Raw genomic sequence first — 13,319 nt, 5'->3', positions numbered from 1 at the left:
GCCCGGGCGCGGCTTCGGCGGCCCGATCAGGGAGGACAGGAATGGCTGAGGCCCGCCACCGGAGACGCCGCGCGACGCTCGCCACCCTCGCGGGGCTGACAGCCTGCACGGCGACGGGCGCGCGGGCGCAGAGCGTCGGCTTCGACCCGGCCGATTACGGCAAGGCGCAGCTGCCCTTGCGCCAGACGACCGGGGACGCGGCGTCCTACGTCGACCAGAACAAGGGCGCCTTCGAGCCCGTCGCCGAGCTCGACCCCAGCAGCGCCCTCGCGGTGCTGGCCCGCCCGATCGGCCGCGTCGACATCGTGATGCAGAACGTGTCGAGCGGCCAGATGATCGGCGCCTCCTGCACGGGCGAGCTGGTCGCGGGCGACTACGTGCTCACGAACCACCATTGCCTGCCGCAATCCGGCGACCTCCGGCCGGTCAAGGCCTCGATCCTGATGGATTACCTGACCCTCGACGGGACGGGCGCCCGGCGGTTCGAGATCGACCCGCGCCCCGTCGAGTTCGACCCGCGCCTCGACTACGCCGTCGCCCGCGTCGCCGGCCACCCGACGGGGACCTACGGATCGGTGCGGCTGTCCGCCGAGGCCGTCCCGGGCAACCGCTCGATGCTGGTGATCCACCACCCGATGGGACGGCCGAAGGTGATGAGCCGCTTCCGCTGCTTCGCCCTCAAGGACCAGGCCGAGGGTCCGGACCTGCGCCACCGCTGCGACACCCTCGGCGGCTCGTCGGGCTCGCTGATGTTCGATGCGGAGGCGGGCGTCGCCCTCCACAAGGAGGGCGGGCTCGACCCGAAGGACGCGACGAGCTTCAACGCCGCCACCCGGCTCGCCGCGATCCTCGGCCACAGCCGCGTCCTCGCCGAGGCCGCCGCGCAGGCGCGGCCGGTCGCCAGAGCCCCGGCCCCGCCCCCTGCCGCGTCCCCTGCCCCACCCGCAAGCCGCCCGCCGGCCGCCGGCGCCGCCGCGGCGAACCCGCCCGCGGGCGGTCCCCTCGATACCGACGGGATGAACGCGATCCTGCGCGGCCGGTGAGGGGATCCGGCGGCAAAAACCGCTCTGCATCGCCCATGGACGGGTCAGGAGGGGCCGATGCGCGGCCCGCAGGTACGAGGAGCACAGCCATGCCCACGGGTTTCGCGCCACCGCCGACCCTGATCCTGGCCGCCATCCTGCTCGCGGCGCCGTCGGCCTGGGCGGGACCGCTGACCGAGGTGCCCGGCGCGCGGGACGCCGTGCCTCAGGCCCCGGCGCCGCCTGCCCGCGACGAGGCCGCGGAGGCCGAGGAGGCGCGCGCCGCCAACCCCTCGGCCACCGCCATCATCCGCTCCCTCGCCCCCTTCGCCGACGGCAACCCGGGCGCCCCCGCCAAGCCGCTGGCGGTGATGCCCGCCGACGGGGGCGCGCCGATCCGGGTCGATGCGGCGCGGGCCGTCGATCTCACCGTGTTCTTCGCCTACGACAGCGCCCGGCTGACGCCCGAGGCCCGTATCCAGCTCGAGCCGCTGGGCCAGGCGCTGCGCTCGGGCGAGCTCGCCCGCCACAGCTTCCTCATCGCCGGGCACACCGACGCGGCCGGGGGCTGGTCGTACAACCGGCGCCTGTCGCTGGCCCGGGCTCGTGCGGTGCGGGCGCATCTCGTCGCGACCTACGGGATCGATCCCGACCGCCTGCGCGTGCACGGCTGGGGGCCCGGACGGCTCAAGGATCCGGACGCGCCGCTCGCCCGGGTCAACCGCCGGGTCGAGGTGAGCCTGATCGCACCGCGCGGCGCCGCGCTGGGGGCCTGGAGCTTTCCCGTCGCCGCCGCCGGCTGCCCCGGGCCGGGCCTCGCCGATCCCCGGCGCCGCGTCGCCCTCGACCTCGACGATTTCGACGCGGCCCCGACGCCGCTGCCCTGCGCCGACTGACCCTTCACCGATCCCCGCGACCCGAGACAGGAGCCCAACCCATGCGCACGCTCTCCGCCGCCGTATCGGCCGGCCTCGCCCTCGTCTTCGCCCTGTCGGCCGCCCCAGCGCAGGCGCAGGCCAAGCCCAACATCGTGGTCATGGGCGAGGATGCCGACGAGGATGCCGTGCCGCGGGGTAACCGCATCTTCCAGCGGGTCATCGCCGAGCTCTCCGAGACGATGAACCTGCGCGGCTACAACGTCTACGACGAGACTGCGGTCGCCATGGGCTTCACCCAGCCGAACCGCGTCCGGCGCCGGGACGCCGAGCTGATCGAGGTCGCCCGTGCGGTGTCGAGCCCGCCCCTCGACGTGGTGGCGATCTTCCAGATCTACGCCTCGGCCTCGAAGTCGGCCTACTCGGACATCGTGCGGCCGCAGGTGCGCATCCCCGGCCGGCTCCTCAACGTCCGCACGGGTCAGTCGCTCGGCGCCTTCGAGGTCGCGGGCCTGCAATTGCCGCCCCTGCCGCAGGGCTGCGACCGCGAGTGCCTGCTGGAGCGGGTCGGCGCCGAGGCAAAGACGATCGCCGGGGACGTCGCCGCGGCGCTCACCGCGAAGCTCGACGGCTTCGTGGCACCCCGCCGCGCGTCGGATGCGGGAGCGCCCGCGGGCGACGCCGCGCCGGCCGCGCCGGTCGCCGGAGGCGGCCCGGCCGCGGGCGGCGAGGGCTGCGGCGGCCTGCCCACCGCCTACACGGTGCGCCTCGACGGGTTCTCGCCCCAGGAGGTGCAGGCGGCCGAGGAGTACATGGCGGCCTTCCGCTGCTACGAGCACCACCGCCCGGTGCGCGCCGGGGGCGCCTCGGCCGAGTACTGGTACGAGACGCGCTCCGATTCCGCCCGCCTCACCCGCAACCTGCGGCTGATGCTCGACCACATGAGCGCGCCGGGGCAGGTCCAGTTCTCCGGCAACACCATCGTCGTGCGCCGCATCGCGACGCGCTGAAGCCCGCGCCTCCGTCAGGGACATGCCGATGGCTCACCGCATCCCGCCGCGCCCGCTGGTCCGGCTCGCCGCGCTCGTCGGGCTCGTCGCGCTGCTGACGGCGCCGCCCGCCGCCCGCGCCGCCGAGCCGGTCTTCCCGGCCAACGCTTCGGTCGGCCTCGTGCCGCCGCCCGGCATGACGCCCGCGAAGACCTTCGCGGGCTTCGAGCACCCGTCCGGCGCCTCCATCGTCATCGCCGAGATGCCGCCGGAGGCCTACCCGCAACTCGTGGAGCGCTTCACGCCCGAGACCCTGCGGGCGACCGGCTTCGCGGCCCAGGGGGTTGGCGAGCCCCTCCCCGTTGCGGGCGGCGAGGGGCGCATCCTGCGCGGCAGCCAGGCCGCGAACGGCCTGACCTACACGAAATGGGTCGCGATCGTCCGCGGCGCCCCCGGCACCGGCCTCGTGACCGTGCAGGTGCCGCAGGCCGCCGACGCGCAGGTGCCGGCGCCCGCCGTGGAGGCGGCGCTGCGCACGATCGGCTTCCGGGCCCCCGCGAGCCTGAACGACCAGATCGCCGCCCTGCCCTACACGGTCGGGGATCTCGGGGGCCTGCGTCCGGTGCGCGTCTTCATGGGCAGCGGCCTCCTGCTGACCGACGGCCCGAAGGACGTGGACCCCGAGGGAACGCAGGCGCTCGCCATCGTCACGCCGTCCATGGGGCCGGTGGCGGTGCCCGCCGGCGGCGAGGGCGCCCTCGCCCGCAAGGCCCTCCTCGGCGGCCTGCCGCAGATCACGGACATCGCGGTGACCGGGGAGGACCGGTCGGTCCGCGACGGCGTCACGGTCGTGCGCCTCCAGGGCACCGCCAAGGACGCGCGATCCGGGCGCAGCCTGCGCGTGACGCAGACGATGCTGTTCGCCAAATCCGGCTACCTGCGTCTCCTCGGCGTCGCCGGGCCCGACCAGACGCGCGCGCTCGACGGCATCGAGCGCGTGGCCGCCTCCCTGGCGCTGCGGTGACGCCGCCGTGACGCCGTCCCGCGCCCTCGCGCCGCTGTCTCCGCCCGCCCTGCCCCGGCACCGCGATGCGAACCCGAGAGACCTGATGATGCGAACGATCCTCGTCGGCGCGGTCGGCGCCCTGGTCATGGCCGCGCCGGCGCGCGCCGAGGCGGTCCCGAAGCTCCTGCGGGACTGGACGGCGCTCAACGGCCTCTGTCGCGGCGGCTCCGGCGACGACCCGCGCACGCGGGCAGCCTGCGACCAGCGCGACGCGATCGACCGCCGGCTCGCCGCCGCAGGCTGGTGCTACGGGCGGCCGGGCGACATCGGCGCCCAGCGGACTTGGCAGCCCTGCGGCGGCGGGGTCGGACAGCCCGCCCGGGCCGGGACGCCGCAGGGCGCGGCGCGGCGCGCGCTCCTCGACGCCGCCCGCGGCCCCGCCGAGGCCGGGCGCGGCCAGCCGGTGCAGTTCGTGGTGCACGCCCTCAACCGGGACGGCCCCTGGGCCTTCCTGTTCGCGCGGATGCAGCGGCCCGACGGCCGCCCCCTCGGGCGCGGCGCCGACGACCTGGCGTCGGACGACTACGCCGCGCTCCTGCACCAGGACGGCGACGGCTGGCGGGTCGTCGATTTCGCCGTGGGACCGACCGACGTCGCCTGGGAGGGCTGGGACCGCCGCCACGGCGCTCCGGCCTCCGTCTTCGCGGTCCGCTGAGGCCGGATCGTACCGTCGGAACGGGAGACGCGCATGCGCGGACGCCTTGGGTTTCTCGGGCTCCTGCTGATCCCCGCCACCGCCGCGGCGCAGGCGCCGGCTCTGGACAGCCTCCGCGAGGCCGCGCCCGGCTCCGCCCGGCCGCCCGAGGCTGGGTCCGATGCGGCCGCTCCGGATCCGGGCGCTCCGGACCTGCCCTTCGCCTCCACGCCCGACCTGCGCGCCCGCACGGTGGCGGAGCGGCTGCGGCGGATGCAGGTCGCCGATCCCCTGGGCGCCGCGGTGGCGGCCCGGGAACTCGCGCGGCACGACTACGACGCCATCTTCCGCGGATTCCTCGCCGGGACCGCACTGCGCGAGACCGATGCGGGCGACGTGCTCGCCGCCTTCGTCGTCCTGCAATGGATGGTCGCCAACGACGCGACGACGGAGCCGAGCCCGGCGGCGCTGCGGGCGATCCGCCGCCAGTTCGTGGCGCCGCTCGCGACCAAGCCGCCACTGTCGCTGCCCGGCGCGCGGGCGGCCTTCGCCGAGGAGGTGAAGCTGCGCGCGGTCCTCCACCATGCGGGCTGGCAGGCGGCCAAGGGCGCGGGGACGCTGCCGCGCTTCCTTGCGACGCTGCCGCGCGACCTCCTCGCGCCGGCGACGCTGCGCACCCTCGCGATGACCGATGACGGGCTGGTGCCGCGGGACGCCCGGACGCGGGCGGTGCCGCCCGCCGCGGCGGCCCCGGCGCGCGGGGACGCCGCCCGCGCGAGGCCGTCCGAGCCGGAGCTGCCGGCCGAGCCGCGCTTCCCGGGGAACTGGGCGAGTGTCGAGGGCGTGTACTTCCGCGCCGCGTACGGCGTCGGGGTCGGCGGCATGATGATCCTGCGCTTCGAGCCCCTGATCCTGCTGCGCGACGGCACCACCTACGCGGTCGCCGCGGCGGCGCTGGAGGATGTGGACCTGACGGCCGAGCGCGCCGCCGAGCCCCGCCGGTTCGGCCGCTGGACGCGGGCCGGCGACACGGTCACGCTCATTGACGACCGGGGCCGCGCCGACACCTACACGCTCCAGGACGGCCGCTTCTTCCGCGCCTTCCCGGCCGGCGCGGGGGAGACGGTCGCGCGGAGCTACCGGAACCTGTCGGGCGGCGGCAACACCGCCATGGGCGGCGACGTCATGATCGCCGTCTCGAACCGCTACGATTTCCGGGCGGACGGGACCTACGGCCGCGGCGGCTCGGTGGGGGCTACGAACTCGGGGGCGACGAGCGGCGTCGGCTCCGCCGTCTCCGGCCGCCGCGCGCCGGAGGGCGGGCGCTACGCCCTCGACCGCCATACCCTGACCCTGACCGCGCCGGACGGCCGCGTGCGGCGCCTGTTCTTCGCCTTCGCCTCCCACGGGGATCCGCCGGCGATCGACCGCGACATGATCTTCGTGGGCGACGACGCCTTCACGCCACCGCACTGAGGGACCGGGACATGATAGCCGCGTTGCGCTGGCCGCTGGCGGCCGGGCTCCTGTTCTCGCCGATGGCCGCTCTGGCCGCCCTGCCACCGTCGTGGCAGCGCGTGCGCGAGTTCCAGGCCGTCGTGGAGGCAGCCGCGCGCGTCCTCGGCAAGCGTCCGGTCGAGGCGGTCGAACGCCTGGATGGCGATCGCTTTCTGGTGCGGGCCGGTGGCTGCCGCGTAACGGTGCGCCTCGTCTTCCGCTTTCGTGCCGAGCCCGGACCGCGGGCCTTCGACGCGATACCGGCTACGCCGGACTGTCCCTAGCGCCGCCGGCCCCGCACCTGCGCCATGGCGTCGAGGATCGCCGGGATGCCACCCTGCACGCCCTGCCTGGGCAGCCAGTAGCCGCCCGCCAAGGATGTGGTTGCGGCGCGCGGTGAGGCGCCCGCCACGCCCAGGGAAGCGCCGCATCGCGATCCGCCCGGGGGTTAGAGACAGAGGAAGGCCTGGGCGCCGATGCCGGACTCGCCGACGTAGCCGGGCGCCGACCACTGGACCTAGTCCGTCGAGAGCCGCCGGTCGAAGATGCCGTGTGCCGAGACCGAGACGACCGGGCCGTGCCGCAGAAGATCGTGCAGGATCGCGAGGGCGCCCAGACCCAGGAACGCGCCGCCGAAAACGAGCACGGAGGCACCGATGACGCCTGCCCCGGACACGAGCGCGAAGGCGATGCCGGCGATGAAGGCAACGGCGTCCGCGAGGAGGCCCGTCAGGCGCCAGCGCGCCACGGGCATATCGATGCGGCCCTCGTCCGGTGCCGGCTCCCGCACCGGCCGGCGCGACGGCCCGGGCCGTTCGCCCGCGACCGGGCGGGCCGGCATCAGACAGGCCGCCCCGACGTGCCCGCGTGCATCGCGCCGATGATGGCGAGCACACCCAGCAGCACCATGAGCACGGAGTAGTACTGCATCGGGATCCAGAACAGGGTGTGGCGAGAGCGCAGGATCACGGTCTGCCCCGTGCGTGGATCGAGGAGTTCCCGGCCCGGCCGGTTGTTCAGCCGGGTCCCGAGCCACCAGTTGAAGCCCGCCGCGACGATCCAGACGAGGATCACCCCCGTGGGTGTCGGGACGCCCAGGCGCGCGAGCGCCGGGTCGAGCAGCACGCTGCCGACCAAGCCCGCGCCCGCGATCAGCGCCGAAAGCATGCCCCAGCCGGACCAGATGATCATCGTTGTCCCTCTCCTCTGTGCGCGAATCTGTGCGCGAACGGTCTCGCCGCGTGGGGCGTGACCCGGACCGACGATCGCACGAACCCTGATCGCAGATCTGCCCGAGCTTGGAAGCCTCAACGGACAGCAAGTCGCCGCACTGGTCGGCCTGGCCCCTTGGACGCGGCAATCCGGTCAGTGGCGCGGGAGACGCTTTATCGCGGGCGGTTGCGCGCCTGTCCGCACGGCGCTGTTCATGGGGCCCCTGGTGGCCAGCCGTCACAACGCCACGCTGAAAACCTTCCGTGACCGGCTCATCGCGGCCGGCAAGCCCAAGCTCGTTGCCCTGATTGCCACCGCTCGAAAGCTGATCACAATCCTCAACGCCATCTTGAGAGACGGAACGCCATGGCAAACCGCTTGACCGACAAGACAGTCGCTCAATCGGCTCGGTCCAAAATACCGGTTAGGTCACAATCACCCAGATCGACATCGGCATTGCTCGATAGCGGATATTCGTCAGAAGTCCAGCAACTGCGGTTCGGGGTGGAAGGTCTCTGGTCCGCTATTGGAAGCGACTTGCCGAAGCGGACGTACAGCCGGGGTGTTGGGTTGCGCACTGTTGCTTTGCAGTTGTGGGGTTCCCTGCAACGGAGCGGCCATTATCGCTCAGTTACGGCGATCAGGGCAGTGGACGGGATCGTCAGGATGGGTCGACCGCCCGCCATGCGCCGCGCTTCCGCGATCACCGCGGCCCTGTCGGCCGCGTTCAAGTCGACCCAGTCCGGCGACAGGCCGAACACCGTGTCCGGGTCGTCGAGCATGGCGACGTCGAGCGCGTAGTCGAAGGTCACCCGCTCGATCCGGGGGGCTCCATACCCGGCAGCGACCAGCTCCCGGGCGAAACCGGCCGGATTGCCGAGCGCCCGCACCCCTTCGGGCATCGCCCGGCTCTCGCGCTCGGGGAACAGCCTGCGGCGGATCTCGCCGAGCAGCAGGAACGTCGCCGCGCCCTGGTCCAGCCACGTCGCGACGACGCCCCATCCCCCCGGTCGCGTCACGCGCGCCATCTCGGCAAGGCCCTTTCGCCAGTCGGGGAACATGATCACCCCGAAGATCGAGAACACCGCGTCGAAACCACCGTCGGGCAGCGCGAGGGCCTGACCGTCCATGACCCGCGCGTCGACGTTGGGCAGTCCCGCCCCGGCGATGCGCGCCACCATGCCGGGCGAGAAATCGACCGCGAGGACCTGCGCTCCCGTCCGCGCCGCGGCCAGCGCGAGAGCACCAGTGCCCGCCGCGACGTCGAGGACGCGGCTGGTTCCGGTCAGCGGCACCCGCGCGAGCGCCGCCTCGGCGAAGCGCGCCGTGAACGGGTGGGCGGTCGTCTCGTAGTGCTCGGCGACCTTGTCCCACCGAGCTGGGTTCTCGAACTCGTGCACCGCTTCAGCTCCGCCCTGTCACGCAACTTGATAAGTATCGTGATTGGGCCTGGTTGCCAATCCCGGGCCGGGTGTGGTGGATCGACGGGTGCGCACCGACAGCCGCCTCTCCCGAACGCTCCATGTCCTGCTTCACATGGCGCGCCATGACGGACCGATGACGTCCGAGGCGATCGGGCGGATGCTCGGGACGAACCCCGTGGTCGTCCGCCGCACGATGGCCGGGCTTCGGAACGCGGGGTACGTGAAGTCGGAGAAGGGGCATGGCGGCGGATGGACCATCGCCGCGGATCTTAACGCGGTCTCGCTGCTCGACGTCCATCGCGCGGTGGGCGGTCCACGTATCTTCGCGATCGGTAGCGATCGTTCGAGCCCTGGCTGCGGTGTCGAGAAGGTCGTCAACGAGGCGGTAGAGGACACGCTTCGGGAGGCCGAGGCGTTGTTGGTCACGCGGCTCGGTTCAGTCAGCCTCGCCCAACTCGCTCAAAGCTTCGATGCACGGTGTTGCCCCGGCGGTCCGACGAGCGCATCCAAGTGCGAGTGACGGTAAGCCCGGCGACGGCGTTGGGTCGCCAGCAGGCGCGGGGCCAACGTCCGCTTCGAAGCACGGTTGCCCAGAAGCGGACCGTCTAAATTCCACCCAAGCAGCCTTTCTGATCTCACTCCGGTGCGATCATCGGACGGCCGTTTGAAGCCTCACGTGAGCGAACGCCTGTGATCCCCTGAGGTCTGGTGCGCCTAGATCAGCGTATATCCTGTTCCGGCGCGCTCGATCCTTCCGCTCGCGGCGAGGTGCATCCCGGTCACGCTCAACCCCTCCACTGCCACGCGGTCGAGGATGCGCCGTCGCGTCGCGATCGCCTCCGCCGGATCCGTGTCCCAGATCACCGTCCAGTCCGGATGCGGCATCTGCAGGAGCCGCGAGTGGACGATGTCGCCCCAGATCAGCAGCCGTTCAGAACCGTCTACGATCAGCACGCCCATATGTCCCGGCGTATGGCCAGGCAGTGGCAGCGCGTGGATACATGGTGCGAGCTCCGCCTCGCCGGAGACACGGCGGATCCGATCCGGATAGGCCGCCAGCACCGCCTGCGCCGTTTCGAACATCGGGCTCAAAGCGGCCGGAGCAGAAGCCCTGGCAGCTGCATCCGACCAGTAGGTCACCTCACGTTCTTGGAGCACGAGTTCTGCGTTCGCGAACCGCGCGAGGCGGCTCGGCGTCAGGAGACCGCCGGCATGATCGGCATGGAGATGGCTCAGCCAAACGGTCTCGATTTGATCCGGCCGCACGCCTTCCGCCGCCAGTGCCGCGGTCACACGGTTGAACCCCGGCCCGAGGACGGTGCCGCAGCCCGCATCGAGTAGCCAGTGGCGTTCTCCGCGTCGGATCAGGAACGCATTGACCGGTTCCGGGGACGGTCCTGTCGCGGGAAGGCCTGCCCCCTTCAACAAGGCCTGTCCGGCTTGGCTTTCGGCGGCCGGGATCATGCTCGGTTCCAGAGGGAAGAGCCCGTCCAGCAAGGGCGTAACTGTAAACGCGCCCACCCGGTAGGACCCGCTCGAGGGCGCAGCTATGGCAGGGACGCGCAACCCCAGCGGCAGCAAAGCGGAAGCGGCCAGCAGGTTGCGACGGGAGAGACGAAGGGACATGAGCGGCTCCGTGCAGATGAGGCCGCGCCATCCTCCGGATCGTGTCAGGATCGAGCCAGGGAAGTCCTCCCGCTGACGGCCGGGCATTCTTCCCGACCTTGCGAACCCTGGCTTGCGCGCCGGGACGTTCCCGGTGCCAAATCGGACCCTTGCTTCGAGCCCGGCCGTTTCATCCATGAGCCTGCCCGCGCATCTCGGCCTACGCCTCGTGGTGGTCGCCGCGCTCTGCCTCGCGGGAGCGGTCGCATGGGCTGCCTGGGAGGCCCACGCGAACCTCCGGTGGGAGGCTGCGACCTCTGCAGATCGTATCGCCGCGCAGCTTGCGCGCCAGCCGGGGCTCGGCAGCGCCGGGCCGGCCGCTATGGCAGCGAACGCTCCGCAGGCCGCACCCGCTATCCTCACGCTTCTGCCGGGGATCTGCGCCGACATTCATCTCGGCGTGGAATTGCCCCGCCGCTTCTGCGGTGACTGGGATGGCCTCGATGCCGCCCCCTCATGGTTCCGCAAGGTGCCCGTATGGGAAGCCGATGCGGCACCAACGATCCGCGCGATCGTGTATCGCGATCGTACCATCGGCAGTGTCACGACGTGGCCCGACCCGATGGCATCGACGGCTCGTCTCTGGCGGCGGATGCGCCTTGCAGGTGGGCTCGCCCTCGGTTTAGCTGCGGCAACGGCGCTTCTCAGCTGGCTCACCGTCATGCGCCTCGTCGCGCCTGCCGGGCGGATCGTGCAAGGGCTGGAGAACCTCGACACAGTCGGCGCTCGGTCGCCGCTGCCACGCTTCGCCGCCGCCGAGTTCGACCGAATTGCCCTCGCCTGCAACGCGCTCGCCGACCGGCTTGCCCGCTACGAAGCCGAACGCGCGGACCTGATGCAACGGCTCGTCACCGTGCAGGAAGAGGAGCGGCAGGCGCTCGCGCGCGATTTGCACGATGCCTTCGGCCAGTGCCTGGCCGCTGCGGGGGCGCGGGCTGCCGCGATCGAACTGGCTGCGCCCCCGGAGTACGAAGAGCTCCGCGAGGATGCCCGCGGCATCGAAGCCATTATCGCTACTATGCGGGAGAGTCTGCGCGGGGCTCTGACACGCCTCGAACTGCCCGATCTCGCCGAAGCCGGATTGGAGTCGGCCCTCCGTGGTCTGGTCGCGAACTGGCGGGGGCAGCTCAGGTCCGGGCCAGCCCTGCACCTCGACGTGACCGGCGATCTTACCGGCGTACCCACGAACGTGTCGGCGAGCCTCTACCGGATTGCGCAGGAACTTCTGACGAACGCTCTCCGCCACGGCAGGCCGAGCCGGGTCTTCCTGCGGCTCGACCGCTCGGAGGCCGGGGCACGACCGGTGACGCTCACGCTGGATGACGACGGCGGGGGCGATGTGCCCCAAACGGCATCCCACACCGGCCGCGGGCTGATCGGTATCAGGGCCCGGCTCGCTGCCGTGGGCGGAAGCTTCTCGCTGACAAGCACCGACAGTGGCATCCGTGCCTGCGCGTCTGTACCAACCACGGGCTGAGATCGCGGCATGGCGACGTCCATCCTCCTTGTCGATGACCACCCCGTTGTACGGGAGGGCTATCGGCGCCTTATCGAGCGGCAGCCAGGCTTGGTCGTGGTCGCAGAAGCTGAAACCGCCGCAGCTGCCTATCACCAATACAAGGCCCACGCGCCGGAGCTCGTGATCCTCGACCTCTCGCTGCTGGGTCCGAGCGGGATCGAGGCCATCCGCCACATCCGTCAATGGGACGGCGCCGCCCGCATCCTGGTGTTCAGCATGCGCACCGGGGCGGTGATCGCGCGCCAAGCCTTCGCCGCAGGCGCGAGCGGGTATGTCAGCAAGGCCAGTTCGCCCCGCGAGCTGCTGACGGCCGTAGCCACCGTGCTACGCGGCGAGCGGGCAATGAGCGACGATATCGCTCGTGCGATCGCACAGGACGACGTAGCGGGTGGGCGCACAGCGCTTGAAGAACTGAGCCCGCGGGAACTCGAAATCCTAAGCCTGACCGCCGGAGGGATGACCGCTCAGGCCGTGGCCGAGGCGCTGTGCCTGAGTCTCAAGACGGTGCACAACAACCTCTCGGTGATCCGCACCACGCTTGGTGCACGCACCGATGCGCACCTTGTTTGGATTGCGATCGGTGCTGGTCTTGTCTGGCCTTCAGAAGGGCTACCTATCACGAAGCCATAGAATTGCGTCCACTTTCGCGAACTCTCGGCCGAAAGCCAGCACGTAGGAAACCAGCCTAGGGCGGACCTGCCTTCCGCTTCATCTCCGCGAGCAGGTCCTCCAGCGCGTCGAGGCGCTGTGTCCAGAAGACTTCATAGGCCTGGAGCCAACGATGGGCCGCCACGAGGGCCATCGGCTCAAGACGGCACAGATGGGAGCGGCCCTGCACCTGCCGCGTGACAAGCCCCGCGGCTTCGAGCGTCCTCACGTGCTTGGACACGGCGACGCTCGACATTGGGAAGGCGGGAGCAAACTCACCGAGGCCGTGAGGCCTCTCTGCAGGCATGCGCAGGATCGCACGGCGGGTCGGGTCGGCAAGCGCGTGGAACAGAGCATCCAGCGTCGCCTCTGTAGATGAAGCCATATGGTTTTATGTCAACCGAGATCGCCAGAGGGGTGAACGGCCGGTCCCGAGGCTTCCGACCTCCGCCTCGCGGGTTACACCACCGCCAGTCTTTTGAAGCGGCAGCAGCTTGGTTGCATGTTCGGCATCGATCTTACTCGTCGACCCGAATGCATTCCGGGGGAACAAGCATGGCGGGTCGCCCGTATGGCCATGTGAGCGGGCTCGGAGACGACGTCCGCTTCCATGCATTACCATCTGAAAGCCGACCGTCAGGAGACCACCCCGAGCGGCCATTCCGCTCCCGACCCTGGCTGTGTCAAAACCCCGAAGGTGGTAGCTTTCCTCTGCACGACCGGAGGATGGCATGGGACGGTTCGTTGTCGGTGCCGAGCGCGATCAGA

Annotated in this window: 15 protein-coding genes and 1 pseudogene; 11 read left to right on the top strand and 5 right to left on the bottom strand. The window is 71.6% G+C overall.

Annotated features, from left to right (window positions below; genetic code table 11):
• The first annotated feature begins 41 nt into the window (after positions 1–41).
• From CIW48_RS27495 to CIW48_RS27465, 7 genes are all read left to right on the top strand, one after another.
• Positions 42–1,043 (top strand): serine protease, encoded by a 1,002-nt coding sequence (locus CIW48_RS27495; RefSeq protein ID WP_149313603.1) that lies wholly within the window; start codon positions 42–44, stop codon positions 1,041–1,043.
• Positions 1,044–1,132: 89 nt separating this feature from the next.
• On the top strand, positions 1,133–1,918 hold the full coding sequence (locus CIW48_RS27490) for an OmpA family protein (RefSeq protein ID WP_149313602.1): 786 nt from the start codon (positions 1,133–1,135) through the stop codon (positions 1,916–1,918).
• 41 nt (positions 1,919–1,959) lie between these two features.
• On the top strand, positions 1,960–2,907 hold the full coding sequence (locus tag CIW48_RS27485) for a hypothetical protein (protein WP_149313601.1): 948 nt from the start codon (positions 1,960–1,962) through the stop codon (positions 2,905–2,907).
• A gap of 28 nt (positions 2,908–2,935) precedes the next feature.
• On the top strand, positions 2,936–3,910 hold the full coding sequence (locus CIW48_RS27480) for a hypothetical protein (protein ID WP_149313600.1): 975 nt from the start codon (positions 2,936–2,938) through the stop codon (positions 3,908–3,910).
• A gap of 85 nt (positions 3,911–3,995) precedes the next feature.
• Complete coding sequence (locus CIW48_RS27475; RefSeq protein WP_149313599.1) at positions 3,996–4,607, top strand: hypothetical protein; 612 nt, start codon at positions 3,996–3,998, stop codon at positions 4,605–4,607.
• A 33-nt stretch (positions 4,608–4,640) separates the two neighbouring features.
• Positions 4,641–6,062, top strand: coding sequence for a hypothetical protein (locus CIW48_RS27470; protein ID WP_246695437.1), 1,422 nt, complete (start codon positions 4,641–4,643; stop codon positions 6,060–6,062).
• A gap of 11 nt (positions 6,063–6,073) precedes the next feature.
• Positions 6,074–6,367: a hypothetical protein gene (locus tag CIW48_RS27465; protein ID WP_149313598.1), complete on the top strand. Its 294-nt coding sequence runs from the start codon at positions 6,074–6,076 to the stop codon at positions 6,365–6,367.
• 233 nt (positions 6,368–6,600) lie between these two features.
• On the opposite strand, the gene CIW48_RS27460 is transcribed toward CIW48_RS27465, so the two are convergent.
• Both CIW48_RS27460 and CIW48_RS27455 read right to left on the bottom strand, forming a co-directional pair.
• Positions 6,601–6,924, bottom strand: a complete 324-nt coding sequence (locus CIW48_RS27460; RefSeq protein ID WP_149313597.1) for a hypothetical protein — start codon at positions 6,922–6,924, stop codon at positions 6,601–6,603.
• Entirely contained in the window at positions 6,924–7,274 is a 351-nt protein-coding gene (locus tag CIW48_RS27455) for a hypothetical protein (RefSeq protein ID WP_149313596.1), read from the bottom strand. Before CIW48_RS27455 ends, CIW48_RS27460 begins: the two co-directional genes overlap by 1 nt.
• A gap of 64 nt (positions 7,275–7,338) precedes the next feature.
• Between CIW48_RS27455 and CIW48_RS27450 the strand changes: the two are divergent.
• A pseudogene (locus tag CIW48_RS27450) lies at positions 7,339–7,677 on the top strand (transposase); the annotation flags it as partial.
• Positions 7,678–7,915: 238 nt separating this feature from the next.
• Here the strand turns inward: CIW48_RS27450 and CIW48_RS27445 are convergent.
• Positions 7,916–8,695: a class I SAM-dependent methyltransferase gene (locus tag CIW48_RS27445; protein ID WP_149313595.1), complete on the bottom strand. Its 780-nt coding sequence runs from the start codon at positions 8,693–8,695 to the stop codon at positions 7,916–7,918.
• 88 nt (positions 8,696–8,783) lie between these two features.
• On the opposite strand from CIW48_RS27445, the gene CIW48_RS27440 reads away from it, so the two are divergent.
• Positions 8,784–9,239 (top strand): Rrf2 family transcriptional regulator, encoded by a 456-nt coding sequence (locus CIW48_RS27440; RefSeq protein WP_149313594.1) that lies wholly within the window; start codon positions 8,784–8,786, stop codon positions 9,237–9,239.
• Between the two features lie 194 nt (positions 9,240–9,433).
• Here the strand turns inward: CIW48_RS27440 and CIW48_RS27435 are convergent, their stop codons facing one another.
• Positions 9,434–10,345 carry an MBL fold metallo-hydrolase gene (locus tag CIW48_RS27435; protein ID WP_149313639.1) on the bottom strand — a complete coding sequence of 304 codons (912 nt, stop codon included), beginning with the start codon at positions 10,343–10,345 and terminating at the stop codon, positions 9,434–9,436.
• Between the two features lie 175 nt (positions 10,346–10,520).
• Between CIW48_RS27435 and CIW48_RS27430 the strand changes: the two genes are divergently transcribed.
• Positions 10,521–11,861, top strand: coding sequence for a histidine kinase (locus CIW48_RS27430; RefSeq protein ID WP_149313593.1), 1,341 nt, complete (start codon positions 10,521–10,523; stop codon positions 11,859–11,861).
• Positions 11,862–11,870: 9 nt separating this feature from the next.
• On the top strand, positions 11,871–12,533 hold the full coding sequence (locus CIW48_RS27425) for a response regulator transcription factor (protein WP_149313592.1): 663 nt from the start codon (positions 11,871–11,873) through the stop codon (positions 12,531–12,533).
• Positions 12,534–12,588: 55 nt separating this feature from the next.
• Here the strand turns inward: CIW48_RS27425 and CIW48_RS27420 are convergent, their stop codons facing one another.
• Positions 12,589–12,936 (bottom strand): metalloregulator ArsR/SmtB family transcription factor, encoded by a 348-nt coding sequence (locus tag CIW48_RS27420; protein WP_149313591.1) that lies wholly within the window; start codon positions 12,934–12,936, stop codon positions 12,589–12,591.
• Between the last annotated feature and the right edge of the window lie 383 nt (positions 12,937–13,319).

The sequence above is a fragment of the Methylobacterium sp. P1-11 genome (assembly GCF_008329595.1).
Lineage (GTDB): Bacteria > Pseudomonadota > Alphaproteobacteria > Rhizobiales > Beijerinckiaceae > Methylobacterium.
The sequence above is the reverse complement of the archived record's forward strand: the minus strand, read 5'-3'. Positions and strand labels throughout refer to the sequence as shown.